27 protein-coding genes and 1 tRNA gene are annotated in these 26452 nt (G+C 70.1%); 6 read left to right on the top strand and 22 right to left on the bottom strand.

Features of this window, described 5'->3' with window-relative positions:
* Positions 1 to 206: 206 nt before the first annotated feature.
* Both dnaN and UIS43_RS18560 read right to left on the bottom strand, forming a co-directional pair.
* Complete coding sequence (gene dnaN, locus UIS43_RS18565) at positions 207 to 1349, bottom strand: DNA polymerase III subunit beta (protein ID WP_232051733.1); 1143 nt, start codon at positions 1347 to 1349, stop codon at positions 207 to 209.
* 259 nt (positions 1350 to 1608) lie between these two features.
* Positions 1609 to 2067: a hotdog fold domain-containing protein gene (locus UIS43_RS18560; protein ID WP_370013264.1), complete on the bottom strand. Its 459-nt coding sequence runs from the start codon at positions 2065 to 2067 to the stop codon at positions 1609 to 1611.
* 144 nt (positions 2068 to 2211) lie between these two features.
* Here UIS43_RS18560 and UIS43_RS18555 point away from each other — a divergent pair.
* Positions 2212 to 2300: transfer RNA gene (locus tag UIS43_RS18555), tRNA-Ser, on the top strand.
* A gap of 123 nt (positions 2301 to 2423) precedes the next feature.
* Here the strand turns inward: UIS43_RS18555 and UIS43_RS18550 are convergent.
* From UIS43_RS18550 to UIS43_RS18505, 10 genes are all read right to left on the bottom strand, one after another.
* Positions 2424 to 3623 (bottom strand): tyrosine-type recombinase/integrase, encoded by a 1200-nt coding sequence (locus UIS43_RS18550; RefSeq protein WP_370011049.1) that lies wholly within the window; start codon positions 3621 to 3623, stop codon positions 2424 to 2426.
* Between the two features lie 22 nt (positions 3624 to 3645).
* The gene (locus UIS43_RS18545; RefSeq protein ID WP_017568422.1) at positions 3646 to 3855 is read right to left on the bottom strand and encodes an AlpA family transcriptional regulator; all 210 of its coding nucleotides are present in this window, start codon (positions 3853 to 3855) and stop codon (positions 3646 to 3648) included.
* Positions 3852 to 5552, bottom strand: coding sequence for a replication initiator (locus tag UIS43_RS18540; RefSeq protein WP_370011047.1), 1701 nt, complete (start codon positions 5550 to 5552; stop codon positions 3852 to 3854). Before UIS43_RS18540 ends, UIS43_RS18545 begins: the two co-directional genes overlap by 4 nt.
* Positions 5553 to 5808: 256 nt before the next feature.
* The gene (locus tag UIS43_RS18535) at positions 5809 to 7230 is read right to left on the bottom strand and encodes an FtsK/SpoIIIE domain-containing protein (protein WP_370011045.1); all 1422 of its coding nucleotides are present in this window, start codon (positions 7228 to 7230) and stop codon (positions 5809 to 5811) included.
* Positions 7227 to 7481 carry a hypothetical protein gene (locus tag UIS43_RS18530; protein ID WP_370011043.1) on the bottom strand — a complete coding sequence of 85 codons (255 nt, stop codon included), beginning with the start codon at positions 7479 to 7481 and terminating at the stop codon, positions 7227 to 7229. Before UIS43_RS18530 ends, UIS43_RS18535 begins: the two co-directional genes overlap by 4 nt.
* Positions 7482 to 7576: 95 nt before the next feature.
* The gene (locus tag UIS43_RS18525; protein WP_370011040.1) at positions 7577 to 7987 is read right to left on the bottom strand and encodes a plasmid replication, integration and excision activator; all 411 of its coding nucleotides are present in this window, start codon (positions 7985 to 7987) and stop codon (positions 7577 to 7579) included.
* Positions 7988 to 8103: 116 nt separating this feature from the next.
* On the bottom strand, positions 8104 to 8844 hold the full coding sequence (locus UIS43_RS18520; protein ID WP_370011038.1) for a GntR family transcriptional regulator: 741 nt from the start codon (positions 8842 to 8844) through the stop codon (positions 8104 to 8106).
* A 226-nt stretch (positions 8845 to 9070) separates the two neighbouring features.
* A complete protein-coding gene (locus UIS43_RS18515) occupies positions 9071 to 9502 on the bottom strand; it encodes a hypothetical protein (protein ID WP_370011036.1) in 432 nt (143 codons plus the stop codon).
* A complete protein-coding gene (locus UIS43_RS18510) occupies positions 9499 to 9822 on the bottom strand; it encodes a hypothetical protein (protein WP_370011033.1) in 324 nt (107 codons plus the stop codon). Before UIS43_RS18510 ends, UIS43_RS18515 begins: the two co-directional genes overlap by 4 nt.
* Before the next feature lie 540 nt (positions 9823 to 10362).
* Positions 10363 to 11142 (bottom strand): GntR family transcriptional regulator, encoded by a 780-nt coding sequence (locus UIS43_RS18505; RefSeq protein WP_370011032.1) that lies wholly within the window; start codon positions 11140 to 11142, stop codon positions 10363 to 10365.
* Between the two features lie 30 nt (positions 11143 to 11172).
* Here UIS43_RS18505 and UIS43_RS18500 point away from each other — a divergent pair, with 30 nt between their 5' ends.
* Positions 11173 to 11628, top strand: coding sequence for an NUDIX hydrolase (locus UIS43_RS18500; protein WP_370011030.1), 456 nt, complete (start codon positions 11173 to 11175; stop codon positions 11626 to 11628).
* Positions 11629 to 11664: 36 nt separating this feature from the next.
* Here UIS43_RS18500 and UIS43_RS18495 read toward each other — a convergent pair whose 3' ends face one another.
* Entirely contained in the window at positions 11665 to 12984 is a 1320-nt protein-coding gene (locus UIS43_RS18495) for a hypothetical protein (RefSeq protein ID WP_370011028.1), read from the bottom strand.
* A gap of 991 nt (positions 12985 to 13975) precedes the next feature.
* On the opposite strand from UIS43_RS18495, the gene UIS43_RS18490 reads away from it, so the two are divergent.
* A complete protein-coding gene (locus UIS43_RS18490; RefSeq protein WP_019610596.1) occupies positions 13976 to 14350 on the top strand; it encodes a VOC family protein in 375 nt (124 codons plus the stop codon).
* A 52-nt stretch (positions 14351 to 14402) separates the two neighbouring features.
* Here the strand turns inward: UIS43_RS18490 and UIS43_RS18485 are convergent, their stop codons facing one another.
* The 3 genes from UIS43_RS18485 to UIS43_RS18475 all read right to left on the bottom strand — a co-directional run bounded on the left by UIS43_RS18485 (position 14403) and on the right by UIS43_RS18475 (position 18577).
* Positions 14403 to 15329 (bottom strand): universal stress protein, encoded by a 927-nt coding sequence (locus tag UIS43_RS18485; RefSeq protein ID WP_013156264.1) that lies wholly within the window; start codon positions 15327 to 15329, stop codon positions 14403 to 14405.
* Positions 15330 to 15477: 148 nt separating this feature from the next.
* Complete coding sequence (locus UIS43_RS18480; RefSeq protein ID WP_370011024.1) at positions 15478 to 16386, bottom strand: universal stress protein; 909 nt, start codon at positions 16384 to 16386, stop codon at positions 15478 to 15480.
* Positions 16387 to 16480: 94 nt separating this feature from the next.
* Positions 16481 to 18577: a MinD/ParA family protein gene (locus UIS43_RS18475; RefSeq protein WP_013156262.1), complete on the bottom strand. Its 2097-nt coding sequence runs from the start codon at positions 18575 to 18577 to the stop codon at positions 16481 to 16483.
* Positions 18578 to 18757: 180 nt separating this feature from the next.
* Between UIS43_RS18475 and UIS43_RS18470 the strand changes: the two genes are divergently transcribed.
* Both UIS43_RS18470 and UIS43_RS18465 read left to right on the top strand, forming a co-directional pair.
* Positions 18758 to 19732: an NAD(P)H-quinone oxidoreductase gene (locus UIS43_RS18470; protein WP_013156261.1), complete on the top strand. Its 975-nt coding sequence runs from the start codon at positions 18758 to 18760 to the stop codon at positions 19730 to 19732.
* A 33-nt stretch (positions 19733 to 19765) separates the two neighbouring features.
* A complete protein-coding gene (locus UIS43_RS18465) occupies positions 19766 to 20311 on the top strand; it encodes a bacterial proteasome activator family protein (protein ID WP_370011021.1) in 546 nt (181 codons plus the stop codon).
* A 99-nt stretch (positions 20312 to 20410) separates the two neighbouring features.
* On the opposite strand, the gene serS is transcribed toward UIS43_RS18465, so the two are convergent.
* Positions 20411 to 21682 (bottom strand): serine--tRNA ligase, encoded by a 1272-nt coding sequence (serS, locus tag UIS43_RS18460; protein ID WP_370011019.1) that lies wholly within the window; start codon positions 21680 to 21682, stop codon positions 20411 to 20413.
* 111 nt (positions 21683 to 21793) lie between these two features.
* Here serS and UIS43_RS18455 point away from each other — a divergent pair, with 111 nt between their 5' ends.
* Positions 21794 to 21967: a hypothetical protein gene (locus UIS43_RS18455; RefSeq protein ID WP_013156258.1), complete on the top strand. Its 174-nt coding sequence runs from the start codon at positions 21794 to 21796 to the stop codon at positions 21965 to 21967.
* 145 nt (positions 21968 to 22112) lie between these two features.
* On the opposite strand, the gene pheA is transcribed toward UIS43_RS18455, so the two are convergent.
* The 5 genes from pheA to UIS43_RS18430 all read right to left on the bottom strand — a co-directional run bounded on the left by pheA (position 22113) and on the right by UIS43_RS18430 (position 26362).
* On the bottom strand, positions 22113 to 23060 hold the full coding sequence (gene pheA, locus UIS43_RS18450; protein WP_013156257.1) for a prephenate dehydratase: 948 nt from the start codon (positions 23058 to 23060) through the stop codon (positions 22113 to 22115).
* Between the two features lie 101 nt (positions 23061 to 23161).
* Positions 23162 to 24385: a DUF4446 family protein gene (locus tag UIS43_RS18445; RefSeq protein ID WP_358171337.1), complete on the bottom strand. Its 1224-nt coding sequence runs from the start codon at positions 24383 to 24385 to the stop codon at positions 23162 to 23164.
* Between the two features lie 36 nt (positions 24386 to 24421).
* Positions 24422 to 25270 (bottom strand): glycosyltransferase, encoded by an 849-nt coding sequence (locus UIS43_RS18440; RefSeq protein WP_370011016.1) that lies wholly within the window; start codon positions 25268 to 25270, stop codon positions 24422 to 24424.
* A gap of 11 nt (positions 25271 to 25281) precedes the next feature.
* Positions 25282 to 25638, bottom strand: coding sequence for an STAS domain-containing protein (locus UIS43_RS18435; protein WP_370011015.1), 357 nt, complete (start codon positions 25636 to 25638; stop codon positions 25282 to 25284).
* Between the two features lie 109 nt (positions 25639 to 25747).
* The gene (locus UIS43_RS18430) at positions 25748 to 26362 is read right to left on the bottom strand and encodes an ATP-binding protein (protein ID WP_071620956.1); all 615 of its coding nucleotides are present in this window, start codon (positions 26360 to 26362) and stop codon (positions 25748 to 25750) included.
* Positions 26363 to 26452: the final 90 nt, after the last annotated feature.

Below are 26452 nucleotides of genomic sequence, written 5' to 3'. Positions count from 1 at the left end.
CTCCGCGAAGTTGTCCACAGGCTGTGCACAGAACCGCCCCGATTGTTGTTCTCGCATGTCAGAGGGGAAATGCGAGAGTTCAACCGGGGCGGTTCTGGTGTTCCCGGGGACGATTACCCGGGGTTATCCACAGGAAGAACGGCCTCCTGTGGATAACTCTGTGGATAAGGTGGCGGCCCGGTTGAGAATGGGTCCATAACCTCTTATCAGGACACCCGCAAAGGCTGAACCAGGTAACGGAAGGAGGGGTTCTCCCCCTCCTTGGCCGGCACGTCGGTGAACACGGCGGGTTTGGTCGGCTCGGTGAAGTTGAGGTAGGCGGTGTCGGTCTCCACACCCGCCAGCCCGTCCATGAGGTAGTCGGGACGGAAGGCCAACCGCAGGGGCTCACCCTCGTAGCCGACCTCGATCGCCTCCACGGCCTGGGCGTCCTCTCCCGACCCCGCCTCCAGCACGACCTCGCCCTCGGAGAAGGCCAGCCGCAGCGGGGTGTTGCGGTCGGCGACCAGCGCCACGCGCTTGACCGCCTCCGCCAGGGGCGTGACGGCCACCTCGGCGCGCGCGGAGAACTCCTTGGGGAACCAGGCGGCGTACTTGACGAACTCGCTGTCGATCAGCCGGGTGGTGGTGCGGCGCTCGCCGTTCTCGAAGCCGATCATGCCCTCGCCCGGGGAGAGGCTGACGCCCTCGCCTCCGCTGGCCGTGGACAGGGCGATGTCCACGTTGGACTTGGTGAGCAGACCGCGCACGGTGTCGCTCAGCGTGCGCGCGGGCACCAGGGCGGCCGCGTCCAGGCCCTGGTCCTCGGGGCTCCACCACAGTTCGCGCACGGCGATGCGGTAGCGGTCGGTGGCGACCAGGCTCAGGGTGTCGCCGCTGAAGTCGAGGTAGACGCCGGTGAGCATGGGCAGGGTGTCGTCGCGGCTGGCCGCCGGGGCCACCTGGCGCACGGCCGCCGCGAAGGCGTCCGCGGCGACGGAGCCGATGCGTCCGGGCATGCCGGGCAGGGTGGGGTAGTCCTCCAGCGGCATGGTGATGAGGGTGAAGCGCGCGGCGCCGCCGACGATGCGCAGCTTGGGGCCGTCGCTGTCGATGTGCACGGAGCCGGACGGCAGGTTGCGCACGATCTCGGCCAGGAGGCGGCCGGGGACGAGGGCGGCGCCGGGCTCCTCGGAGAGGACGTCCACCGAGGCGCGGGTGGAGACCTCGTAGTCGAACCCCGACAGGTGCAGGGAGGCGCCGTCCGGGGAGAGCTCCATGCGGATCCCCGAGAGCACCGGGACGGCGGGCCGTGTGGGGAGGGCCCGGGCCGTCCAGGCGACCGCCTCGGCGAACGCGTCGCGGTCCACTCGAAGTTTCACGGTGAGGCCTCCTCGTAGCGCTGTCGTTGCCGACAACGTACCCAGCGGTGACGACATTCGCCCCCCTTCGAACGCGACCGTGGGCACGGCCCGACCTGGGAGAAGGCGTCGCGAAGCGCTGACCGGGCGCGGCCCGCGGGGGGCAGGGGCCGGGGACGGGGCGGGGCCGACAGCGCCGAGGGTTCCGGCCGGGCACCGAACGCGAGCGGGCCCGGCCGGGAACGTGACGGTTGTGTCTCCAGTGGCTCTACTTGCGGTTGGGGCGCAGGGTCCAGGTGATGCTCATGCGACCGGTGACGGTGCCGTCCTCGGTGCGCAGCTCGACGTCGATGGGGAACTCGGGGCGCCTGCCCTCGTCCAGCTCGGCGATGATCTCCTCGCGCGGACGGCCCAGGACGGCCTCGGCGGTCAGGTCGCCCGTCGCGACCTTGAGGAAGTCGATCGTGGAGGTGGTCGGCAGGGGTACGGCGCGGTCGAGCTGGTCGCCGAAGGTGCCGATGATGATGGCGCCGGAGGCGGACTCGGCCAGGGTGAACATGGCGCCCGCGTGGGGGCCGCCGACGTGGTTGTGGTGGTCCGCGTTGTCGGGCAGGCGCATGACGGCGCGCCCGTGGTCCAGCTCGGTGAAGGTCAGGCCGAGGGTCCGGACGAAGGGGACCGCGGCCAGGAAACCGGCCTTGACCGCTTCCGCCGTCTCGGGGTTCATGTGTGCCATGGCGCTCATGTTACTGCCGGGTAACCTATAGGCGCCACCCCACGGATGTCGGTGGACGCAAACGTGTTCCCGGGCGGGCCGCGCGGGCGGAGGGGTGTGGGCTACCATGACGTGGCGGAGATTCGCTCTCCGCGGGGAGGGTTCGCATAGCGGCCGAGTGCAGTGCTCTTGAAAAGCACCAAGTCCTTGACGGGACTTCGTGGGTTCAAATCCCACACCCTCCGCAGAACGAGGGAGTTTCCCCAGGTGGGAGGCTTCCACGGAACACGGCGAAGGCCGGTGGTCCGGGCCCGTAGCACATTCATCGCACACGGCCCGGGGAGCCACCGGCCTTCGCCGTTCACCGGTCAGGCGGCGAGGACCCGCCGACGGGCGGCGTCCATCGCGTCGGCCACCTCGTCCAGGCGGTCGGGGAACAGGTGCCCGTACCGGTCCAGGGTCATGGTCGCCGTCTTGTGGCCGAGCATGGCCTGCACGACCTTGACGTCCGCACCGGCCGCGATGGCGAGCGACGCGGCGGTGTGCCGGAGCTTGTGGGGGGTCAGCCCCATGCCGTCGAGCCCGGCCGCCCTCACCGCCAGGGCGAACTCACGGTTGCGCCAGTTCCGGATGCGCAGCGGAGCGTCCCGCCTGGTGGTGAAGACCAGCGCGTCAACCGGACGTCCCTCCACGAAGGGCCGCAGTTCGGGGACGAGGGACCGGGGAACCGGCACGGTCCGGAACCTGCCGTTCTTCGGAGGCTGTTCGACGAGCCTGCCGTCCACCTCGGCGAAGGTCACGACCACCCGGACCCGCCGCCGGTCCAGGTCCACCCGTCCCACGCGCAGTGCGGCGGCCTCACTCCACCGCATGCCGGTGTAGGCCAGGAGCAGGACGAGCGCCCGGCTCACCCTGGCCGAGGCGAGTTCCTGCCCGTACTTGGTGCGCAGCGTCAGGGAGGCGTCGGCCAGCGCCTCCACCTGGGCGTGGTCGAGGTAGACGTGTTCGGCCTCGCTGGGCTTGGGCAGCGGTACGCCCTTGGCCGGGTTGAAGGGGATGCGCCGGGGGACGCACCAGCCCAGGACCATGGACAGCACGACGTGCGCGTGCCGGGTCTGGGAGGCCCCCAGGTTGCCACCGCCCTCGTCCCGGGGCTTCTGGAGACGGGCCACCCACACGGCCACGTCCTCGGCGTGGACTGCCGAGAGGCGCAGGTCCCCCCAGCGCGGCAACACGTGGTTGTCCAGGACCGCCCGGTACTGCCACCACGTGGACCGTTTGATGTCCGTGCGGGTGATGAGCCACTTCTCCGCCATCTCCGCCACGGTGACCTTGGCGTCGTGGGGGTTGCGGTAGGAGCCCTCGTGAAGGCTGTTCTCGATCTCGGTCCGCTTCTTCTCCGCGTCCGGCTTCTTCTGGAAGACGCCGCCGCTCTTGATCCTCCCGGAGGGGTCGTAGTAGCGGACCCACCACCGGCCGGGCGGAGTGCGCTTGGACGCCTTGGCCTTGCTCACCGCCTCCGTATACGCCCTGTCCTTGGTGCGGTCGTAGACCCACGCGCGAGCCATGGGGGTGTCTCCTTTCCGTGGGTTACTGGGCCAGGACCCAGGCGTGGACCTCGGCGGGCACGTAGCGCACGTACCGGCCGACGCGGTGGGAGGGCGGACCGTCGCCCCTGTAGCGCCACTCGTAGAGCGTCTTGGGCGGAACGCGCAGGAAGGAGGCCGTGTCCTTCACCGACCACAGGCCGTGGTCCCGACGCTGTTCCGGAACGGCCGGGATCGCCGTCGTCGCACTCATGCCGTCCTGCTTCCGTGGATTGCCGAAAGATCGTTCCGCCGTGCCGCGTCGAGCTGCGCGCGGCGTTTGAGTGCTTCGCCCACCGCGCGGAGAAGGCGTTGCTCCCGAGGGGCCACGTCGGGGTCGGTGGGACGGGCCAACTCCCACTCGAAGGAGCCCGAGGCGACCGAGGCCAGCACCGGGGGACGCGGGTTGTCCTCGTCCGCCTGGCCCTCGTTGGCGGGGTCGCTATTAACGCCGTTAATTCCGAGGGCGTTGAGGACCCAGGCGAGTCGGTCCGCCTTGTGGTCGGCCAGGGTCTTTCCCGACCACTTGCGCGAGACCAGGACGCGGCGGCCCGCGTAGCCCAGGTGTTCGCGGCGATGAGCTTTGGACCGGCAGAACCCGGGGCGCTGTCCGGCCTTGGCCTCGTCCGGTTGGATGCCGTAGCGCAGCCAGTTGGAGCACCGGGGCGAGCACGGCTCGAAGCGCAGGGCGTCGAGGAGCCGGTCCACGTGCTGTTCCTGTCGGGTGGTCTCCACCTGGTGGCAGTCGGCGATGTCCTTGGTCAGGTACTTGGCCAGGTAGCGCACACACCGGGCGGCGTCCTCCGAGCCAGCTACGACCCCTTTGGCGTCCACCTGTTTCCCGAACCGCACCACGTGGAAGGGTTCGGCGTCCGGGTCGGCGTCCAGCTCATCCAGCGCCTCATCCCACGTGGGCAGGACTTCCCCGGTGGTCGGGTCGAGGTAGGTGTCGTTGTCCTCGTCCCACACCGGCAGGTGGTCACCCTCGAAGACGACGCGGTCGGCGGCAGGCCACCACACCTGGTGGTAGGTCGCGGCGGCGATCTGGCGCAGCTCCGCCCGAGGGATGGTGCCGCGTGTGGCCATGTGCAGATGCGGGGCCAGGCGGCGTTGGGGCTCCACGGCCGCGAAGTACTGCACATCGAACCCCGCCACGCGGCGAAGGTTCTGCACGAACCGATCCACCAGCTTGGAGAAGTGGAGCGTGTCCCGAGCCGCACGCCGGTAGTCATACGTCGAGGGATCGACCGGGGTTCCGTCCGAGCGCACCCGCCCGTAGGAATCCAACGTCAGCGTGATGAACAGCGACGGACGGAACACCTTCCCCGAGGCAGGATCGGTGAAGGCCCGCCCGACCGTCTTCCTCGTCATGGGTCGCTTGGGCAGGTCGGGCACGTCCTGACGGCGTTTGGTCGAGCGCACCCGACGCGACCCCGACGAGGACGAAGCGGAGCGGGTGACCGAACCGCGTAGCCCGGAGGCGGTGATCTCCTCGTCCAGGTCCGCGATCGCCGCATCCAGCGCGGACAGTTCCTCGGCCGAGGCTGATCCCGTGGCGGCGAGGCGGTCCCGTTCGGCGGTGACCATCGCACGCTGTTCCACCCAGGCCCGTTGCTGTTCGGTGGGCGGGTCGGGTTCCACCACGGGTTCAGTGGCCAGGTGCCAGCCCTCTTCACACTGGGAGCGGCGAAGGCTGCGCTTCCTCTTGGCGCAGGCCGGGCACCGGGATTCCAGGGTGGACCCGCACGGCACGTCGATGACCTCGGTGGCACCGGTGGCGAGGTTCGTGCGTCGAAGGGACACCGGGCGGATGCACACCCCGTGGTCGGCGGCGACCTGTTCGGCCACCTCACGGGCCAGCGGTTGCGCGAGGCGTTCGGCCCGGGTTGTCTTACCGGTAGGCGTCGGCATCAGCCCACCCCCACAACCACAGAGCGGAAGGCCCCCACCGCATGGAACCCCAACCACCACGCAAGTGGCCTCTCACCGTGTGGGCAGTTCTCCTTGCCGCGAATATCATCCTGGTCTTCCTGGGCGTCCACGCTCTGTACATGGTCGGACGGCCGGGTGCCCTGGTCATAGCGGCGCTCTGGGCCATAGTCAGCACAGTCCGAGTGGTTCAGGAAAGGCGTGTCTACATCGAGGCCCGACGCGAATACCTTGCTCATCACTCGGCCTTCCAAGAACCCACGCCGTAGCCCTCGGCCATGGCGGTGATGTCCTCGTCCGAGACGTAGGCGGCCCGCACTCGCACCGGGGCCGGGAAGCCTTCCAGGCGGACGTAGGCCACCCCCGGCAAGGCAGGGTCGATCAGGTGGGCTTCCGCCCCGCGTTCGCGTGCTCCCTCGCCAAGGACCATGTCCACCTGGGACGCCTCGTCCAGGCGCAGGGCGACCTTGTCCGGGAAGAGGTTGCGCAGGTTCATGACCTCCTTGCGCGGGTCCTGCAACGCCGCCAGGACCGCGAAGCCGACCGAACGCCCCTGCGAGGTCAACGTGGCGATCGCGTTCTCCGCGCGACGGCGCACGTCCCGATCCGGGTGGTAGGCGGTCAGGAACGCCACCTCATCGAGCAGCACCACCACGAACGGGTCATCGACCGTGGCCACGTGGGAGCGCTGTTTGCCCGCGTAGCGTTCGGCGCGCTCCTGCATCTGCGCTACTGCCTTTTCGAGCAGTGCCACCGCGGATTCGCCGGTATCCGCGTAGCGGGTGAACAGGTCGCGGCCGTAGGCCAGCTCCATGCGCTTGGGGTCGATCGCCCACACCTGCGCGGTGCCGTTGGCCAGGGCGGGGAGCATGGCGCGGATGGTGGACCAGATCACCGATCCCTTGCCGGCCCCGGTCACCCCGACCACGAGCACGTGGGTTCCGTGCAGGCGCAGCAGCCACGGGGAACCGTCCTCGCGTCGTCCCACGGGAAGGGCGTTGAGGTCTACGTGGTGGGTCATCGGGAAGGCGTCGAGGGGTTCGGCCAAGGTGTCGTGGCGGGGGAACTCCAACGTAATGTCCCGGGGACCGTTGACCACCACGCGGCAGGAGGGTGCGGCGAACCCGTGCGCCAACTCGGCCACACGGTGCTCGAAGTCGGCCGGAGAGGTTCCAGCGACCAGAGACACCCGGACGTAGTCGGCCCAGGAGTTGCACCGAACCCGGCGGATACGCGGGAGGTAGCGGCGTTCCTGGTAGGACTCGGCCAGACCCGAGATCACCAACACCGGCTGCCAGTGCCGCCGGTACACGAACAGGTGCCGCCACCACGCCAGCACACGCAGGGCGACGCAGGCGCGGTAGGAGTCCGGCCAGGTCCGCCACCAGATGAGGGCCACCACCGCAGCCGCGCCCCACAGTGAGGTGAGGCCGATCCAGTCGAACCACCACCAGGCCCCCGCCGAGGCGGCCAGGCAGGCGACCATGACGGGGAACCGGAACGGCAGGGTGACAAGGAAGCGGACCAGCCGCCAGATCCAGGAGGCCAGCACGACGATCCCGGGGGTTTCCACGATCGGGGTCGTCCACCGCACCCCCTGCGCCGGGGTCGGCAGGGTCGGGGAGGACTGAGCGGCCCCCACCTTGGGTTGGCGCATCATCGCTGGCCACCGCCGTTCTCGTTCTCGATCTGGGCCAGGAGCCGGTCACGGTCAGCACGAGCACGGGCGGCGAAGGTCGCGGCGGTGGGGTTCTCCTCCCGATCGGCCAGGGTGGCGAACACCCGGGCCTTGAAGTCGAAGAACTCCGCGCGCTCGATGTCAGTGGTGGGCGGGGGGTTGGTCGCGTCCAGCAGCAGACGGACCAGCTCCGGGCCGCTCAACCCGGACAGGTCACGGGGGTAATCGGACATACTTGGAGACACCTCTTCTGAGATTTCGCAGTCGCAGGAGGGATTCAGGGGCGGCCGAGGTGTTCCAGCACCAGGCCGCCCCGCTTACATGGGAGTCAGGCGGCATCCTTCGCAGCCGGAGCGCGACGACCGCCAGTGGCACCGGCGGGAGCCTTCACACCCCGGGCGCGCAGCGAGTAGGCCACCCGGGGGCGACGGCCGGAGTCGTCCACGTAGGGCATGACCGCCATCGCCTCGAACTCGATCGGCCGGAACGGCAGCCCCGGGACCTCGTCCGGCAGGGTCGGGCACACCTCGGCGGCGACCTTGACCTTCACCGACTTGGCCTTGCCCCGCGCCTCGGGGTCGGCGTCGATCACGTCCACCGCCCACAACGGCAACCCGCTGTCCTTATCGAGCTGGGGCCGCTTGGTCTCGAAATCGGTGATCGCTTCCACCCCCAACGCGAACGCACCATGCGGGAACACCGTCCCGAACGCCACCGGCAACGCACCCTGAATAGCCATCTGATCAACCTTCCTTGTGATGTTCACTCAACTACTTGATCGGTCGAGTGGAGCCTAAGAATAACCGGCCACACTCGTCCGGACAAGTGGATCTGTGGCCGGTCTTGGAGCCGCGTCTACACGGCCGGGTAGGAGTCCTCCAGTTCGTGCAGGTCACCGGGGAGCACCACCTCAGCGACGGCGATCACGCCCCCGGAGGCATCGAGTATCCGTGCGGTGATGCCCAGGACCGGAGTGCCCTCATCCAGCCCCAGTGGTTCGCGTTCAACGTCGGTGGCCAGGCGTGCGCAGAGCCGTTCGACGACCTTGGAGGGCCGGAGCTGCTTGACCATCTGCACGTGTTCGCGTGCGCCGATGCTGATCGGCTGCGTCTCGCCCAGGTCGGTTCCCTCGGCCACGTCCAGGGGGAACCACAGGGTGACCAGCTCACTCGGTTCGCCCTCGTCCAGGACCAGGCGTTGACGCATGATCGCCGGGGAACCCTCGGGCACACCGATCGCCTCGGCCACGGCGGCGGAGGCCGGGGCGCGTCCGGCGGTCAGGATGCGGTTGCGCTTGGCCTCCTCGGAGGCGTCGAAGGCGCTGGCCCCCGCGTGGGAGCGTTCGGAGCCCTGTTGCGGGACGCCGCGCACGAAGGACCCGCGCCCGTGTTCGCGGTCGATCCACCCCTGCATGCTCAGGATCTGCAAGGCCCGCACGACCGTGGAGCGCCCGGCCCCGAACTCGCGCACCATCCGCGACTCGGAGGGAAGCATCTCCCCCACCGGATAGGTACCGTCCTCGATGCGCTCTTGGATAGCCCGCACGATCTGCACGTACTTGGGCGGAGCGAACTCCAGACTCGACATGATGTCCACCTGGTGACTCTAGTACTCGTATGGTCGAGTAGCTTACTGTTCTCGGTCGTCTCTGTCAGCAGGTGGGGGCACATATGAACCCCCACCACTGGTCAGAGGACACGGCGGGAAGCACACCCCAGGCGTGCACATCGCCGCGAAGAAGGAGCCCGCGTGCCCTGGGCCCCGTGGTCTCGAAGAGACATCAGGGCACGCGGGGGTCACAGAAGCGCCGAGGGAAGGCCCCTCAGAAGGGTTGCCAGTCCTGGGCACGCTGCACGGTGTACACGGTCAGGTTGTCCACCGTCGCCCCGCACACCTCCCGGCGCTCGGACTCCACCAGTGCCGCCGCGACCAGCGCCACGTCATGGCGGGCGGCCGACTCGGAGGCCGAGAGCACCGGGGGCACGACCCGGCGGACATGGTTGCACGCCGCCCCGCCCGCGTCGTGGCAGAGCCCGACGACGTAGGTCAGCCGCAGACGCCGCAGCGCGAGGGACGCGGGCAGCACGCACCGGTACCGCTCCACCAGCGGGGTTCCGTCCGGGCCGGTGGAGAGGGCTTCGTAGGTGATGGAGTCCCAGTCCTCGGAGGAGATCCGCACCCGCACGCCCTGTTCCCGCGCCCACGCGGTCAGGGTCTCCCGGTCGGCGATCGGCGCAGAGGGTTCGGTGGTCATCGCCGCACCGCCCCGACCGCGATGGCCGTGCGCACCAGGTCACGCAACTCGGCCATGTCGTCGAGGGCGGGAGTCGAACGCGCGATCTGCACCAGCAGATCGATCCCCCTCCGGTCCCGTTCGGCCCGCTGGGCGCGGCGCCGGTGCTCCAGGTGGGTGTAGGGGCCGCGTTGGAGGGAGTAGGCGCGGGGGTCGCCCGTGTCCATCACGATGGGGGCCGGTGCGGGCCACAGCTCCGCCCGCGCGGGTGCGGGCAGGTAGTAGGCCCGGGGGCCGGTGCGGTGGTGCCTGCCGTGTCGTTTCGGTCGAATCAGAGTCACCCAAGCCCGAATCAGGGCGATAAGGTCGCTCACGTCAGCCTGCTTTCCTCAGGTTGGCCGCGCCCCCGGATGCCTAGCCCGCGTCGCGGGGGTCAGTTGTCTGTAGGCGGTTGCTCCGATGACCGGTAGCCATCCGGCAGGAACCTTCTCCGCCCTTGTGTGTCAGGAGTCCGTACCGGTCCCCCGGCACGCGGTGCACGCCACGACGCGTGTCGCCGGTTCCCGTGTGGTCGAGGAGCGCAGCACTACCAAGCGCCGAGAACGGACGGTTTTGCGTCCGCGTCCACGACAGGACCTGCACCGCTTCGGATCAGAGACGGCGGCATCCACCAAGCACGCTCCAGGGGGACGGGTGGCCGCGCCGCTTCGCCAGGTGGCCAGTGCGCCGCTCACGCCAACGGACTACAGAACATCCCCTATACATGAGACCGTCACATGCACTCATGTATATGAGTTGTGAGATTAGGTTGCCTCACTCATGTACATGAGTCAACCCTGTGGAGCACAGAAACTTGCCCGAGGAGGCAGGGAGCGGGTGCCTCAGTCCGTGGCGGGGATGCGGTAGTCGAGCACGAACTGGTCGGCGGCCATGATCGTGTCGCACACCTCCACCACACGGCCGACCGTCGTCACGGCGTTGCGCGTCAGGTGGATGATCGCGGAGCCGGGACTCAGGCTCAGTGCACTTGCCTCCTGCTTGGTGGCCAGACGCGCCCGCACGGTTTCGGTGTACTCGGCGAACTCGTGCCCGTGTTCCTCCAACCGGGCGTAGATGCCACCGCCGCCAGGGTTCTCCTCGAAGAGTTCGGGGATGTCCCGCGCCACGTCCCACGGGAGATAGGACGTCGCTTCCTCGGTGGGGGTGCCGTCGCTGAAGTAGAGGCGGCGGCGGGCAAGCACCTTGTCGCCCTCGTCCACGCCCAGGCGCTCAGCGATCTCGGCGGGAGCGGGAACGGGCCCGATGGAGAGGACCTGGACTGTGGGCTTGACCCCGGCCTGTTCGGTCTCGGCGATGTAGGCCGCCTTGCCCGCACGGCGGTGTGAGCGCCGGAAGCGGTCGGAGGACTTGCGAGTGACCGGGGGCCGAGACTTCACGAAGGACCCTTTGCCCTGGTAGGTCTCCACCAGACCGATCGTGCGGAGTTGGGCCACGGCCTTGCGGACCGTGCCCGAGGAGACGCCGTAGCGCTCCATCAACGCGGTCTCACTCGGGATCTCCTCAGCAGGAGCCAACCGCCCGGCTCTGATCTGCTCTTCGATGTCGTCCGCGATCTGGAGGTACCGGGGCTTCGCGGACCGCGCCCCTACAGTGCTCGCCATAGTCCTTCTGTTCCTCCTATGCTCCTGCACATGAGTAACAGCACCGGAGACAAGCCGTCAACGCCGCTGCACTCCGTGTCCGTGGCGGGAGCCGTCATCCGCGAGGACGGGCGGATGCTGGTGATCAAGCGCAGGGACAACGGCAACTGGGAGCCACCGGGCGGAGTGCTGGAACTGGACGAGACCCCGGAAGAGGGGGTTGCCCGGGAGGTCTTGGAGGAGACTGGCGTCCACGTCGAAGTGGATCAGCTCACCGGCGTCTACAAGAACATGGCCCGCGGAATCATCGCACTCGTTTTCCGCTGCACGCCCTCCAGAGGCAAGGAACGGCCCACGAGTGAGGCAACCGCCGTTAAGTGGCTAGGGCCTGAGGAGATCACAAAGCACATGGGATCAGTATACGCAATTCGCCTCCTCGACGCGCTAGAGCCAAACAAAACCCATATCCGAAGCCATGACGGAATAAAATTGTCCGAAAATAAATAGCAATACCACCGGGCGAGATCCGAAAAACGATCAACTTTACCTCAGGAGATCCCCCTCGCCAATCAAAACTTGCTCTGCAATAAGTCTCATCATAGGAACCTCACGCGCCAAATCACCATCATCCTTGAAAGGAAGAAATCGCGGCTTACCACCCTCCTTTGCATGAACAAGAGCATTCCTAGTGTCATATATCCTTTTCCCCATGGCTCCAATAATTTTTTTCCTATCCCCGCCCGAGAACGGTATTGTTACCCCTCCGGAAAAAGGAACAGAGTTCTCTTCATAATATTTAATAAGTGAGTTCTCGAACTTAGCGATATCCTCTCTTAGCCTATCAACATCGACATACTTTTCCAAGACTAGTCCGATCGCCTTGGTCTCATTTCCACCCCCATCCTCCCGCCTCTGGTAACTCGCCCTCTCGATCTTCTTGACCAGCGATCTAACATCTACTTTTCGCTTCAGAGAAAAGTTCGGACTAGAAATTTCTTCTCTTACCATATTAACAACATGGTCCGAGAAAACTTGCTCGAAAAAATGTTCCATTATCTGATAGTAGGATACAAACTCCAAAAATGGATTCTCTGCTGCAATTGCCAGCTGATAATTATGCACCAGGGTCTTGTTGTAGGACCTGAGAGGAGCCTCCATGGTACTTTGAGACCCGCCCCTACGCAGCCTCACAAACCTACCTGAACGTAGCAAGTAGTCGAAACCCATAGAAGGGATGAGCGCGACATCAAAAGTGTAGGCCACCTGAAAAAGAAAAGAATTAGCGAAGTTATAGAAACTTTCACTGGACCTAGGCTTTTCAGCTGAAATACGAAGCGTTTTTGAATTCCCGTACGGGAGAAAGTAAGCAGAACCTTCCCCAGGCCGAGCCAGCTTAGCGCGGGGACCACCCAAGCGAATCGCCGACGGGTAATCCATCAATGGTCCAACTTTATATCCGCCACTTTGGAAATAGCTTATTTTATACAGAGCATAAGCCACACTTGGTTCGCCAAACTCATAGGTTAGGCCGTTCTCTTTATCCATCACCCGCTCGCCAAAAATATTCTTGGCGGCAGACCCAGGAAACCTAGAGTGCATCCTTGTGTGTATCTCACATGACTCCCCCCAAAAAAGGTCGCTTCCATTAGCAATGCCCACATCCTCAAGGAGGTTTAGACTATTCGAGTACTCTTCCAGCGTCAGCGAAAACACTTTCTCATCGTCGGAATTAAAGATTTCTATCGAGTCCGCATCGCATTCAAGACGCAGCGAGTTCTCCTTGTCAGGATTATTCAATCCCTTTGGGCTATAGAACCGTTCCATAAGGCTAGAAAGGTCACTCCAAGAAATAATCTCGACCACGATTCTCCTAAAAATTGCCGAGTTGGCCTGTATGGGATCAAGGCGACGGCGCAAGCGCCGTCGCAGCGGCCTTCGGCCGCCGCTCGGGCTGCGGGCTGCCGCCCGGTCCCGAGCGCGCCCATAGGCCGCACACCAGATGACTTCTCTCGGACAAGCCCGACAGAGCGGGGGCCAGAACTGACCGAGTCAGGCCATCGTGCCCGATGACCTGCGCGTATGTCAGAGCTTTTGGTCCCGAAACGGACGGATGTGCTCACCTGTCCCGAGGCGCCCGTCAGCGGGCTACGACCGTCTTGGGGGACCGACTTCAGCGCTGACGGGCACCTCGGCCCGAAACCGTGGTACTTGGTTCCATATGGTTGCTGTAGTCGTGGTTGAGGTGAGCAAAATGAACACGGCCTAGCCCACGCACGCTACGCCGACCAAGCCCCGGGGCACATCCGTGCCCGCAAGGGCCACAGCAACGCACCCCACCGCATCGCACATTCATCGCACATGGCTCTGAGAAGGGGCCGGAAGCGCTGGGAAGCCCTCGGAACATCCGCGCAGGTCACAAGGCGTTTCGTCGGTTTGTCGACAGGTCGTCAGGACCCCTCGGCACAACGGGACTTCGTGGGTTCAAATCCCACACCCTCCGCAGTGACCGGGGGCAGGTGGGCCCGGGCCCACCTGCCCCCGGCGTTTCCGGGATCGGGGCCGGTCCTGGTGTCGTGGGGGCGGAAGCGGACGGCGGGAAAGGAGCATGTCCCCCGTGGCCGACTACCAGCCGATTCGTCGTTTTGTCGACAGATGGTTAAGGCACCCAACGCGACGGGATTCCGCAAGCTCACATTCCCTGACCCCACCGGCCCTCGGCTCTGCCCAGAGCCCTCCGGCCCCTGCGCGGGGAGTTCGACGGAAAGCCCTCGCCAACCAACCAGTGCCCGACCGCCCTGGTGACGTGTCGACATGTCGCCGCATCGTTCCGATGCTGCTGGGCAGGGTGCAAACCATGATCGGACGACTGCACACCATCGCCCTGGACTGCCCCGACCCCGGCGCGCTCGCGGACTTCTACGCCGAACTGCTCGGGCTCCCCGTCACCAAGCGCGAGGAGCACTGGGTTGTGGTCGGGGAGGAGTGGCCGCGGCTCGCCTTCCAGCACGCGCCCGACCACAAGGCCCCGGCGTGGCCGGACCCCGAGCGGCCCCAGCAGGCGCACCTCGACGTCTGGGTGGAGGACATCGAGGCGGCCGAGGAGCGCGTGCTGGCGCTCGGGGCGCGCAGGCTCGCGGTCGCCGAGGACGACCCCCGCGACCTGTTCCGGGTCTACGCCGACCCCGCCGGGCACCCGTTCTGCCTGGAGTACGCCGCCGAGGGCGTCTGAACCCGCGAAGGCGCCTGAACCCGCCCGGGGGCGCCCGGACCGGTGTCCCCGGCTACTCCTCCTCGGCGTGGTGCGGAAGGATCACCACCGGGATCTCGGAGTGGTGCAGCACGCCCTGGCTGACCGAGCCCAGGAGCAGTCCGCGCACGCTCCCCCGGCCCCGGGAGCCCACCACGATCGCGTCGGCCCCCTCGGCGGCCCCGATCAGCGCGTTGACCGGGCTGTCCTGGGTGCGCACCACGCTGACCTCGAAGTCGAGGTCCTCGCGCCGCCTGCCGGTGACGTCGAGCAGCATCTCGCCCACCAGCTCCTCGGACTTGCGGTCGAACAGCTTCTCCTGGGGCTCGTATCCCATGGAGGTCATCGCGATCGGGTCGTAGGGGTAGGGCACCTCCCAGCTGTTGACCACGACGAGTTCGCCGCCGCTCTCCCGCACCAGGTCCACGGCCAGGCGCAGCGCCCGGCGGGCGTTCCTGGAACCGTCCACGCCGACCACGACCCGGCCGAGCGAGGTCGTCGCGGGGCTGCCCCCGTGCGAGGGCACCACCACGACCGGGCAGGCCGCCTGGGCGGCCACGCGGATGCTCACCGAGCCCACGAACACCGACGCGAACGTGCCCAGGCCCCGTGTGCCGAGCACGAGCACGTCGTGCGTCCGGCTGTGGCTCAGCAGCGCCAGCGGCGGCTCCTCCAGGGCGGTCTCGGTCTCCACCGTCACCGACGGCCGGACACGGCGCACGTGCTCCGCGGCCTTGGTGAGCACCTCGTCGGCCTGGTCCGAGATCTCCGCGGTGGGGTCGAAGCGGGCGGGCACGGAGCCGGCCGACACGATCAGCGGCATTCCCAGCGCGTGGACGGCACGCAGCGGCACGCCCCTGCGCTCCGCCTCGGCGGCCGCCCACTCCAGCGCCGCCCGCGAGTGGTCGGAGCCGTCGACGCCGACCACGACCCTGGGCGAGTGCTCCTCGTTGCTTGGCATGGTTCCCCCCTTGGTAACGCTGTCCATCATCGCCGGGGAGGGCGGCCGTCCCCCGGAACGGCGCGGCTCCGCGTCGGGCCGCCCGCTCTTCCCGAACCGCTCTTCTCCCCCGGGCCCTTCCTCCCGCTCGTCCGCCCCTCCCCGCCGGTCACTCGTCCTCCGACAGCGGCGGGAGGACGGCCACGGGCACCGGCGCGTGCCGCAGCACCCCCTGGCTGACCGAACCCATCACCAGCCCCCGTACTCCTCCGCGTCCGCGCGAGCCCACCACCAGCAGGTCCGCTTCCCGTCCCGCCTCCAGGAGGGCGTCCACGGGGTTGGCCTGCGTCCGGACCGCGCTGATCTCCAGGTGCTCGGTCCTCTCGTCGACCACCTCCGCGAGCAGGCCCGCGACGATCTCCTCGGACCGGCGGTCGAACGCCTCCTCGTGCAGGGCCCGGGCGTCGGCGGCCAGCGACCCGGTGTCCGCGGGAAGCGGCACCTCCCAGCTGTTGACCACCACGACCTCCGAGCCGCTCACCAGCGCCTCGTGGAGGGCGAAGCGCAGCGCGCGGCGGGAGGACTCGGACCCGTCCACGCCCGCCACGACGCGGCCGCGCCGCGGCGGCGGCCTCTCCTGGTCGGGGACGACCACCACGGGACAGGGTGCGTGGGAGGAGGCGCGCACGCTGACCGAGCCCAGCATGATCGCCCGGACCCCGCCCAGGCCCCGCGACCCCACCACGACGACGTCCTCGGGCAGGGCGTCGTTGAGCAGGACCGCGGGCGCGTCCTCCGGCGCCAGGACGGTCACCACGTCCAGGCCGGGCCGGGCACGGTGCGCGTACGCGGCGCCCGCGGTGAGCAGGTCGTGCCCCGCCTCCCGCTGGTCCTCGACGGCCACGCGCCCGGCCGCCCCGTAGGCGCCGATCACCACCGGCATCCCGAGGCCGTGCACGATCCGCAGCTGTGTGCCGCGCCTGGCCGCCTCCTCGGTCGCCCAGACCAGGGCGGCGTGGGAGGCGGGCGTGCCGTCCACGCCGACCACGACCGCGGGCGGGCGTTCCTGTGTGTTCATCCCCAACCCCTTCCCCCTCGTCCTTCCCCTGTCCGAAAGCGGGCTCCGGAAAACGGGGCGGGGTGGAGGAAGGGGCCGCGCACCGCGCCCGTGGTCACCTCTGCCAGGCGAACGCCTCCCCGACCGACGCGGCCAGCTGGAGGTAGGCGTCCCGCGTGGCGGGGGCGAGCCGTTCGAGGTCCACCTCCGCGCCCTCCTCCAGGTGCCCGTCCCAGGGCACCCGCACCACGTCGCGGCACCGCCCGGCGAAGTGCTCCTCCAGCCGGTTCAGATCCACGCTGCTCTTGCTGTCGGAGCGCACCATCGACAGCACCACCACGGCGTTGCGGACGAGGGAGCCGTGGCCGTGCGCCTCCAGCCAGTCCAGGGTGGCGCTGGCGCTGCGGGCCCCGTCCACGGAAGCCGAGCTGACCAGGACGACCTGGTCGGCCAGCCCCAGCACCCCGCGCATCGCCGAGTGCAGCAGACCGGTGCCGCAGTCGGTGATGCAGATGGAGTAGAAGTGCTCGACGATCCGGGCGACCTCCCGGTAGTCGGCGTCGCTGAAGGCCTCGGAGACCGCAGGGTCGCGGTCGGAGGCCAGGATCTCCAGTCGGCTGGGCGCCTGCGAGGTGAACCCGCGGATGTCGGCGTAGCGCGACACCAGGTGGCGCTCGTTGAGCAGGTCGCGGATGGTCGCCGCGGTCTCCAGCCGCACCTTGTCCGACAGCGTGCCGCGGTCGGGGTTGGCGTCCACCGCGAGCACCCGGTCGCCGCGCAGGGAGGCCAGCGTCGCGCCGAGGGCGACCGTGGTGGTCGTCTTGCCGACCCCGCCCTTGAGGCTGAGCACGGCCACCCGGTGGTGTCCGGCCGCCACGGGTGTGCTCGCGCGGGCCACCAGTTCGCGCTGGCGCAGCACCTTGGCCGACTCCCCCGGGTTGACCAGTCCCAGGGTGGCGGCGTGCACGGCCCGGCGCCACCCGCCGCTGGGGCCCTGGCGCCGGTTGCGCACGAGGGTGGCCGCGTTGAGCGCGTCGGAGGTCTGCCGCTCCTGTTCGGGGCGCCGGTCCGGTGAACCCTGGGGAGCGGGCGGGGGCGGTGGCGGCGCGAGGTCGGCCCGGGGCCCGGTGAGCGCGGACGGCGGCTCGGGGGTCCGGAGCGGTGCCGGACGGACGGGCTCGCCCGGTGGCGGCGCGGACCGGAACGGGCCGGAGTCCTCGCCCAGCCACGCGCCCAACCCCGTGTCCCGCGCGGATCGGGGACCGGAGTCCGGGCCGGGCCCGTTGTCCCCCGGTCCCCGGACGGGGCTCGAACCGGGCCCCCGGAAGGAGAACGGACCCGATCCCGTCGGACCAGATCCCGTCTCCGTCCCCGTCGGAACCGGTCCCGTGGTCCGCGGTCCGCCGTGCGCGTCGTCGCGCTCGTTCTCCAGGGGAGGCAGCTGCTCCGGTTCGGGCACGTCGGGGTCGCGGCGCGGCCTGCGGGGCGCCAGCGGGTCCTCGCCCGGACGGGTGGGGCGCTGGAGGCGCTGCCGCTGGGGGCGCTGCGGGCGTCTGCGCGCGGCCCCCGGCACTAGGCGGACCGTGCCCTCCTCCTCGCCGTCTTCGGTGTCGGCGTCGTCCTCGGCAGCGGCGGCGGTCTCGGCAGCCTCCGAACCCGCCAGGAACTCCGAGGCCCCGGAGGCCCGCGGGGGCAGCAGAGGCCTGGACGTTCCGGAAGACCCGGGAACGCCGGAGTCCTCAGGAGTCTCAGGAGGACCAAAAATCCCAGGAGCGCTAGAAGGCTCAGAAGTCACGGAAGAGGGCGGAAGAACCTCGGTCTCGGGTTCCTCCGGCAGGCCCTCCGGTTCGGGGACAGCGGAAAGCCCCGAAGGCTCGGGGTCACCGGAGGCCGACCTCTCCAGCTCCCCGCCTACCGCCTCCGCCCCACCCGCTCCGCCCGGCGGGGACGGCGTATGGTGCCCCGCGCCCGGCAGCGGTGTGTCCTCGGGCAGCCTGGCGTAGGGCGGCGGAGGCGGCGCCTCGCCCTCGAAGCCGCCGAACCACTGGTCGTGGGGCGAGGGCTCGGGCGCGGTCGGCCCCGGCGCGGCGGCGTCCGGGTCGTACTCCTCCGGGTCACCCGCCGAGCGGTCCGGTTCGACGTGCTCCCCGGCCGCGGGTCCGGGGCCCGTCTCAGAGCTTCGACCCGACCCGTTGTGTTCCTGGTGTGCCACCGGAGTTCTCCTGCTTGAAGGGGGCGTGCTGTGGAGGGAGGGATACCCCAGCGGGGAAGAGACGGGATCCGCTCCCTGGGATCACTCTTACCCGCCCGGCCCCACCGAAGCATCCTTACGAGCAGGTGAACAGAGGAATCCGTTGCCTGCCGAGGAACCTCCCCGGGTACTGTCTGGCTCATGCACGCGATCCGTATCAGTGAACCGGGCGGACCCGAGGTCCTGGCCTGGACCGAGGTTCCCGACCCCGTCCCCGGCGAGGGGGAGGTCCTGGTGGACGTGGCCGCGAGCGCGGCCAACCGGGCCGACGTCTCCCAGCGCCAGGGCAACTACCCGCCCCCGCCCGGCGCCTCCGAGTACCCCGGGCTGGAGTGCTCGGGCACCGTCGCCGCGCTCGGCCCCGGCACCGAGGACTCGGGCTGGTCCGTGGGCGACCGGGTGTGCGCCCTGCTGTCCGGGGGCGGCTACGCCGAGAAGGTCGCCGTCCCGGTGGGCCAGCTGCTGCCGGTCCCCGAGGGCGTGGACCTGGTGGAGGCCGCCGCGCTGCCCGAGGTGGCCTGCACCGTCTGGTCCAACCTGGTGATGGTCGGCGGCCTGCGCGCCGGGGAGACCGTCCTGGTCCACGGCGGCGGCAGCGGCATCGGCACCTTCGCGGTCCAGTTCGCCCGCGCCCTGGGCGCCCGGGTGGCGGTCACGGCGGGCAGCCGGGAGAAGCTGGAGCGCTGCCGTGAACTGGGCGCGGAGATCCTCATCAACTACAAGGAGGAGGACTTCACCGAGCGCATGCGCGAGGCGGGCGGCGCCGACCTCGTCCTCGACATCATGGGCGGCTCCTACCTGGACGCCAACCTGCGCTCACTGGCCACCAACGGCCGCCTGGTGATCATCGCGCTGATGGGCGGGCGCCGCGCCGAGGCCGATCTGGGGCGTATGCTCGCGAAGAGGCTCTCCGTCCACGCGACGACCCTGCGTTCCCGCCCCCTGGAGGAGAAAGCGGCCATCGTCTCGGGAGTACTCGAGCAGGTGTGGCCGTTGGTAGAACAGGGAGTCGTCCGCCCCGTCGTCGACCGCTCGGTCCCGATGCGGAACGCGGCGGAGGCGCACCGCGTCATGGAAACGAGCGCGCACACCGGAAAGATCCTTCTTCCCCGTTGACGGCGTGCCGGTGACATCCACGTAAGGGGACTGATGAGCAGCGCAGAGAACCCGGACGAGCAGGCTCGGATCCTGGTCATGGGAACCGACCGCGACGGGGACGGCGAGGAGGGCGCGGAGGAGCCGCGCACCCTCGCCGACATGGTGGAGCAGCCCGCCAAGGTGATGCGGATCGGCAGCATGATCCGGCAGCTCCTGGAGGAGGTCAAGGCCGCTCCGCTGGACGAGGCGAGCCGGGCCAGGCTCAAGGAGATCCACACCTCGTCCATCAAGGAGCTGGAGGACGGTCTGGCCCCCGAGCTGATCGAGGAGCTGGAGCGGCTGACCCTGCCGTTCGCTGAGGGCGCGGCCCCCAGCGACGCCGAGCTGCGCATCGCGCAGGCGCAGCTGGTGGGCTGGCTGGAGGGGCTGTTCCACGGCATCCAGACCACCCTGTTCGCCCAGCAGATGGCGGCCCGCGCCCAGCTGGAGAACATGCGCAAGGCCCTGCCGCCCGGCATCGCGGGTCTTCAGGCCCAGGGGCCTGGCACCCCCGGCGGCCTGGACGAGGAGCGGCACGGCTCCGGTCCGTACCTGTAGCACCGAGCGAGGAGCCCGCCCCCGGCCGGGGGCGGGCTCCTCGCGTGTCCGGTGCCGGGGCCGCCGGTCCCGGGTGTCCGGATACCGGGGGCCGGGCGCCTACCTGCCCTTGGCGATCGGCGCCAGGACGTCGCGGCCCAGGTAGGGGCGCAGCGCCTCGGGGACCACCACGGAGCCGTCCTCGCGCTGGTGGTTCTCCAGGATGGCGACGATCCAGCGGGTGGTGGCCAGCGTGCCGTTCAGGGTGGCGGCGAAGCGGGGCTTGCCGTCCTCGTCCCGGAACCGCACGTTGAGGCGGCGGGCCTGGAACTCGGTGCAGTTGGAGGTGGAGGTCAGCTCCCGGTAGGTCTCCTGGGTGGGGACCCACGCCTCGCAGTCGTACTTGCGGGCGGCGCTGGTGCCCAGGTCGCCGCCGGCGATGTCCACCACGCGGTAGGGCAGCTCCAGCTTGTCCAGCATCTCCCGCTCCCAGGCGAGCAGCCTCTTGTGCTCCTCGTGCGCCTGGTCGGGGTGGGTGTAGACGAACATCTCCACCTTGTTGAACTGGTGGACGCGGATGATGCCGCGGGTGTCCTTGCCGTAGGAGCCCGCCTCGCGGCGGAAGCACGGCGACCAGCCGATGTAGCGGTTGGGCAGGGCGTCGGCGGGCAGGATCTCCCCCGAGTGGTACCCGGCCAGCGGCACCTCGGAGGTGCCCACGAGGTAGAGGTCGTCGGCGGGCAGGTGGTAGACCTCGTCGGCGTGCGCGCCGAGGAAACCGGTGCCCTCCATGGTCTCGGGCCGCACCAGCACCGGCGGGATCATCGGCGTGAAGCCCGCCTGGACGGCCTGGTTCATGGCCATGTTGAGCAGCGCCAGCTCCAGCTGGGCGCCCACGCCGGTGAGGAAGTAGAACCGGGCCCCGGAGACCTTGGCGCCCCGCTCCATGTCGATGGCGCCGAGCATCTCGCCCAGCTCCAGGTGGTCGCGCGGGGTGAAGTCGAACGAGCGCGGGGTGCCGACGGTCTCCAGAATCCTGAAGTCGTCCACGCCGCCCTCGGGCGCGCCCTCCTCCACGAGGTTGGGCACGCCGGACAGGAGGGCGTCCAGCTCGTCGGCGAGGCGGCCGGCCTCGGCCTCGGCCTCCTTGACCTCGGCGGCCAGCGCCTTGGCGCGGGTCAGGAGTTCCTCGCGCTCCTCCGGGGAGGCCTTGGAGACGGACCTGCCCACGCTCTTCTGCTCGGCGCGCAGGGTCTCGAACCGGGACAGCGCGGAACGGCGGTCGGCGTCGAGCCCGAGCAGGCGGTCGGCGACGGAGGGGTCCTCCCCCCGTGCCCGCTGCGAGGCGCGGAGTCGTTCGGGGTCTTCTCGAAGAGCGCGAAGGTCGATCACGTCTTGCAGGTTACCGTCCGGGCTCCATCCTCCCGACATCTTTTCCGCAACCGCGTCATGGATGCCCGGTGACCTCGTCATTCTTATGAAAGACCGAGGAGGGGGACGATCGTGAAGCCGTTGAACGAGATGACCGCGGAGGAGCTCGCGTGCGTGCTGGAGGTGTTGGGGGCGACGCGTCCTGAGGACTTCGCGCTGAGGCTGGCGCTGTGCCTGGAGCTGGACCGCGCGGACGCGGGGGAGGAGGTCCGCCGGGGCGCCCCGAGGGAGGCGGCCCGGGTCTGAGGAGCGCCGCTCCCGGGGACCCGGAGGCCGACAGGCCTGGGGAGCGGGAACCCGGGGGCCGGGCGGGGCGGGCGGCCAGCGGTCGGGGCCGCCCGCGCCCACGCGCTACGGCGAGGAGAGCCGTTCGCGGAGCCGGACCCCGGCCTCAGTCGACCTGACCGGCGCGGATGCGCGCCAGCCACTGCTCGGCCTCGGCGAAGTCGGCGTCGGTGGCCGGTCGGGGCCGCAGCGGCGGGTCGTTCTCGGTGGTCCGGCCGCTGCGCGGGTAGCTGCCCAGGAAGCGCACGTCCCGGCACACCCGCCGGATGCCCATGAGGGCCTCGCCGACCCGGGCCTCGGCCACGTGTCCCTCGGCGTCGATGCAGAAGCAGTAGCTGCCGAGCCGGTCGCCGGTGGGGCGCGACTCCAGCCGGGTGAGGTTGACCCCGCGCACGGCGAACTGGTTGAGCACCTCGATCAGGGCACCGGGGTGGTCGTCGGCGATGAAGGCGACGAGCGAGGTCAGGTCGGCTCCGGTGGGCCCGGGCAGGACGCCGGGCCGGGACAGGTAGATGAAGCGGGTGGCCGCGTCGGAGCGGTCGCCGATACCGGAGGCCAGGGCGTGCAGGCCGTAGCGCTCCCCGGCGATCACGGCGCAGATGGCCGCGTCGTAGGGCGCGCCGGGCTCGGAGACGGCGCGCGCGGCGGCGGCCGTGGAGGAGACGGTGTGCGTGTCCGCGTCGGGCAGGTTGCGGGAGAGCCAGCCCCGGCACTGGGCGAGGGCGTGGGGGTGGGTGGCCACCCGCTTGACGTCCTCCAGCACCGTCCCGCCCCGCGCGAACAGGGAGAACTCGACCGGGACCGCGGTCTCGCCGGTGACGAGGAGCGGGTCGCCGTTGACGAGTTCGGCGATGGTCGCGGTGACACCGCCCTCGACCGAGTTCTCCAGGGGGACGACTCCGCCGTCGACCGCGCCGGAGCGGACCGCGTCGAAGACCGCGGCTACCCCCTCGCAGGGAACGCGGGCCTCGTCGGGCGCGTCCGGACGCAGGTTGCGCAGTGCGGCTTCGGTGAAGGTGCCCTCGGGGCCGAGGTAGGCGTAGCGGTTGGGCATAACACCAGGCTATACGGACCGGTGCGCCGGGGGCGGCGGTTCGGGACACGACGCGGGCCCGGGGCCGGGGCCGGGCCGGAGTCCGGGCCGCGTCGGAGCGGTCACCCGCGCGCCTCCGGCGCGGGGGCCTCCGCCTCCCGGGTGCCCTCCCCGCCGGTCCCCTCGTCGGTCGGGGCCTCCGGGCGCGGCTCGGCGGCCGTCGCGGTCCCGGTGGCCGAAGTCCCCGTGCTCCCCGCCGCGGCGGCGGAGGGCCCCGGCCGCACCGTGACGTTGGCGGAGGCGATGGGCCTCGCCGCTCCGACACCCGACCGCACGGCCTGGACGGGGGGCCGACGGTCGGCGCCGGCGCGCCCGATGGTCCTGCGGATCACGGAGACGAGGCCGCGGGGCTCCTGCTCCTCCCGGCCGCCGCCCGGGACTGCCGGGTTGAACGAGGCTGCCGGAGCGGTTGAGGCGGGCCGGACGGCCGAGACTCCCGTGCCGGTTGAGGCCGGCATGACCTCGGAAGCCTCTCGGCTGTCATCCGCGACGGGCTCGGTGGCGCGGGCCGTCCGTGCTGACGGGCCCGCCGGAGCCGGTTCCGCGTTCTCCCGGGTCGTGCCCGTGCCGTTCGGGGCGACTGAGGCTGCCGGAGCGTCTTCCACGTCCTCCCGACCGTCGTCCGCGACGGACGGGACGGCTGAGGTTGTCGGAGCGGCCGAGGCGGTCCGGGCAGCCGAGTCGCCCGTACCGGTTGAGGCTGCCGGGTGGGCCTCGCGCCGCTCCCGGTCCGATCCCTCGTCAACCGCCTCCGCGCCCTCACGCGCGCCCCGCTCCTCGTCCCGGGCTGACGGGGACCCGGGCTCCTCCCGAGGCGCGGACGGAGTCACCGGCCGGCCCCCGGCGGAGGAAGCCGCCCGCGCCGGGGGGCCTCCCGCGGTCGCGGCGGCGCCGACGCCCTCCCCCAGGCGTGCCGACCGGACGACCCGGTACTCCTCCGGGCTGAGCAGGGTGTCGCACTCCCCGCCCACCACCGCCTTGGCGTAGGTGCGCGACTCGGTGCGCCCGTTGATGGAGGTGACGACGACGCCGTCACCCTCGCTGTTGAGCAGCGCCAGGGAGAAGGAGCGGGCGCCCGACATCTCCTCCAGGGCGTCGTAGTGGAGCACCGCCACGTCGCGCACGGCGAAGGGGTCCACGCCCGAGGCGCTGACCGCGGCCGCCCGCTGGGCGAGTGCCTGGGACTCGCTGCCGACCGCACGGGTCCTGGACAGCGCGTGCCAGCCGAGGGCGAGCGCGCCCAGTCCCGAGAGCATTCCCGTCAAAGCCAGGATCGTAGTGAACACGGAGCGAGCGTATAGCTACACACTGCACCCATGTGGCTACTTCGGGCGGTTTCTCCAAGTCATGTGCCCGATTTTGCGGGACAGTTGCCGTCCCGCCGTGCGTGTGCGCTCACGGGTCCGCTCCCACCCGCGCCGCACGGTGGGCCGCAGCTCGCGCACCGCCAGGGCACGGGCCACGTCCGCGAACTGGTGGGCACGGTGCAGCTGCGCGCGCAGGTCGGTGCCGGTGGCCCGGTGCTCCAGCGGCACCTCCACCTCCAGCACCCGGTAGCCCGCCCGCAGCACGTCGATGGTCAGGCCGGTCTCCACGCCGAAGCCGGGGGCCAGCGGCCTGGCCGCCTCGAAGGCCGAGCGCGTGAGGCAGCGCTGGCCGTTGAGGGGCTGCTCGGGCTCCCACCCGGTGGCCTTGCGGACGCCGCCGCGCGCGAGGCGCACCACGAACCCGTGGCCGCCCAGGCGCATGCGGGTCGCGGGGAAGAGGGCGATGGTCATGTCGGCCTTGCCGTCGCGGACCGGTTCGACGAGCGGCGCCGCCTCCGCGGCGGTCGCCTCCAGGTCGGCGTCCAGGAACAGCAGGTGTCGGGGGGAGCGCGGGGACCCGTCCCCCGCCTCGTGCTCCTCGATGAGCCGGACGCCCTCCGCGCCCGTCTCCATCGCGGCCCCCTTGCCGCGGTTGCGGCTGTGCCTGATCACCCGGGCCCCGGCGTCGAGCGCGAGTTCGGCCGTGCGGTCGGCGGAGCCGTCGTCGACCACGACGACCAGGTCCACCCCGGGCAGTGCGCGGGCGGCCTCGACGGTGCTGCCCACGCGCACCGCCTCGTCCTTGGCGGCGATGACCACGGCGATCGCGGCCCCCTCGGGACCGGAGCCCTCCCCACGAAGCACGCGTGTCCCGTCTAGTGGGCGGTGCCGGTTCCCGCGGCCACCGGCAACGCGTCGAGATCGGGGTGGATGACGAACACCGCGTCGAGCCCGGTGACCTCCAGGACCTTGGTCACCGCGGGCCTCGGAGCCACGAGTTCCAGATCGCCGTCCTTGTCGCGGGAGCGCTTCATGGCGGAGAGCAGCACGCTGATGCCGGTCGAGTCGCAGAACTCCACCCGCGACATGTCGACGACCAGCCGTCGCGCCCCGTCCTCCAGGGCTCCGATGAGCTCGTCACGCAACTGGGGCGCCGTGTACAGGTCGATCTCACCGCCAACGGTTACCACCGCGACGTCTTGCTGAGACCGGCTTGATATCTTCAACTCCACAGTCGTGACTGTAGCGGCCCCACCAGCGCCGGGCCACCTCGTTGGCGGTGTTTCGCGACATCGGTGACGTTCCTCCGCCGGTGGCGGCGCCGCCGCGCGGCGGCCTCCCTCAGAGCAGGGCGCTGCGGGCCCTGGTGTCCTCCGCGACGCCCAGCCGCAGCTCGACGACGTCGGCGGCGTCCGGGTACGAGCTCGCCCCGAAACCCTCCGGGAGTCCCCGGGCCGTGTCCTCCTCCTCGGCGGCCGAGCCCTCGGCGGGGATCTCCAGGACCGCCCACACCGTGGTGGTGGTCGCGTCCATCTCGGTGCCCCAGCGGCCGGACAGGGACTGGACGATGCCCAGGCCCCGGCCGCCCAGGCCGGAGATCGAGGGCCGGGCCACCCGGGGCATGGTGCTGGATCCGCCGTCGCGGACGGCGATCTCCACCCAGCCGCACGCCCCCGAGCCGCGGTCCACCTCGGCCCGCCAGGACACGCCGACGCTGTCCTCGGGGTTCTCGGGGGTGGGCAGGGGGCGGGCGTGGCGGAGGGCGTTGCTGACGAGTTCGCTGAGGACGAGGGCCGCGTCGTCCACGCACTCCTCGCTGATCCGCATGGCGCGGAGGTCGCGGCAGAGCCGCTGCCTGGCACCGGCCACGGTGGCGGGGGTGTGGGGGAGCGTGACGCTCCGCTCGACCTTGTGCGGGCTGTCCCCCGCGTCGAGTGGGGTGTGGTCTCCTGACACGTCGAAATCCCTGCGCGTTGGTGCTTTCTCGGGCCGTCCGGAACCCGCCCGATGTGTGCCAGCGAATTCCACCAGGGGTGGAAATGCCCC

This window comes from Nocardiopsis sp. LDBS0036, assembly GCF_041228755.1.
GTDB classification, from domain to species: Bacteria; Actinomycetota; Actinomycetes; order Streptosporangiales; family Streptosporangiaceae; genus Nocardiopsis; species Nocardiopsis dassonvillei.
The sequence above is the reverse complement of the archived record's forward strand: the minus strand, read 5'-3'. Positions and strand labels throughout refer to the sequence as shown.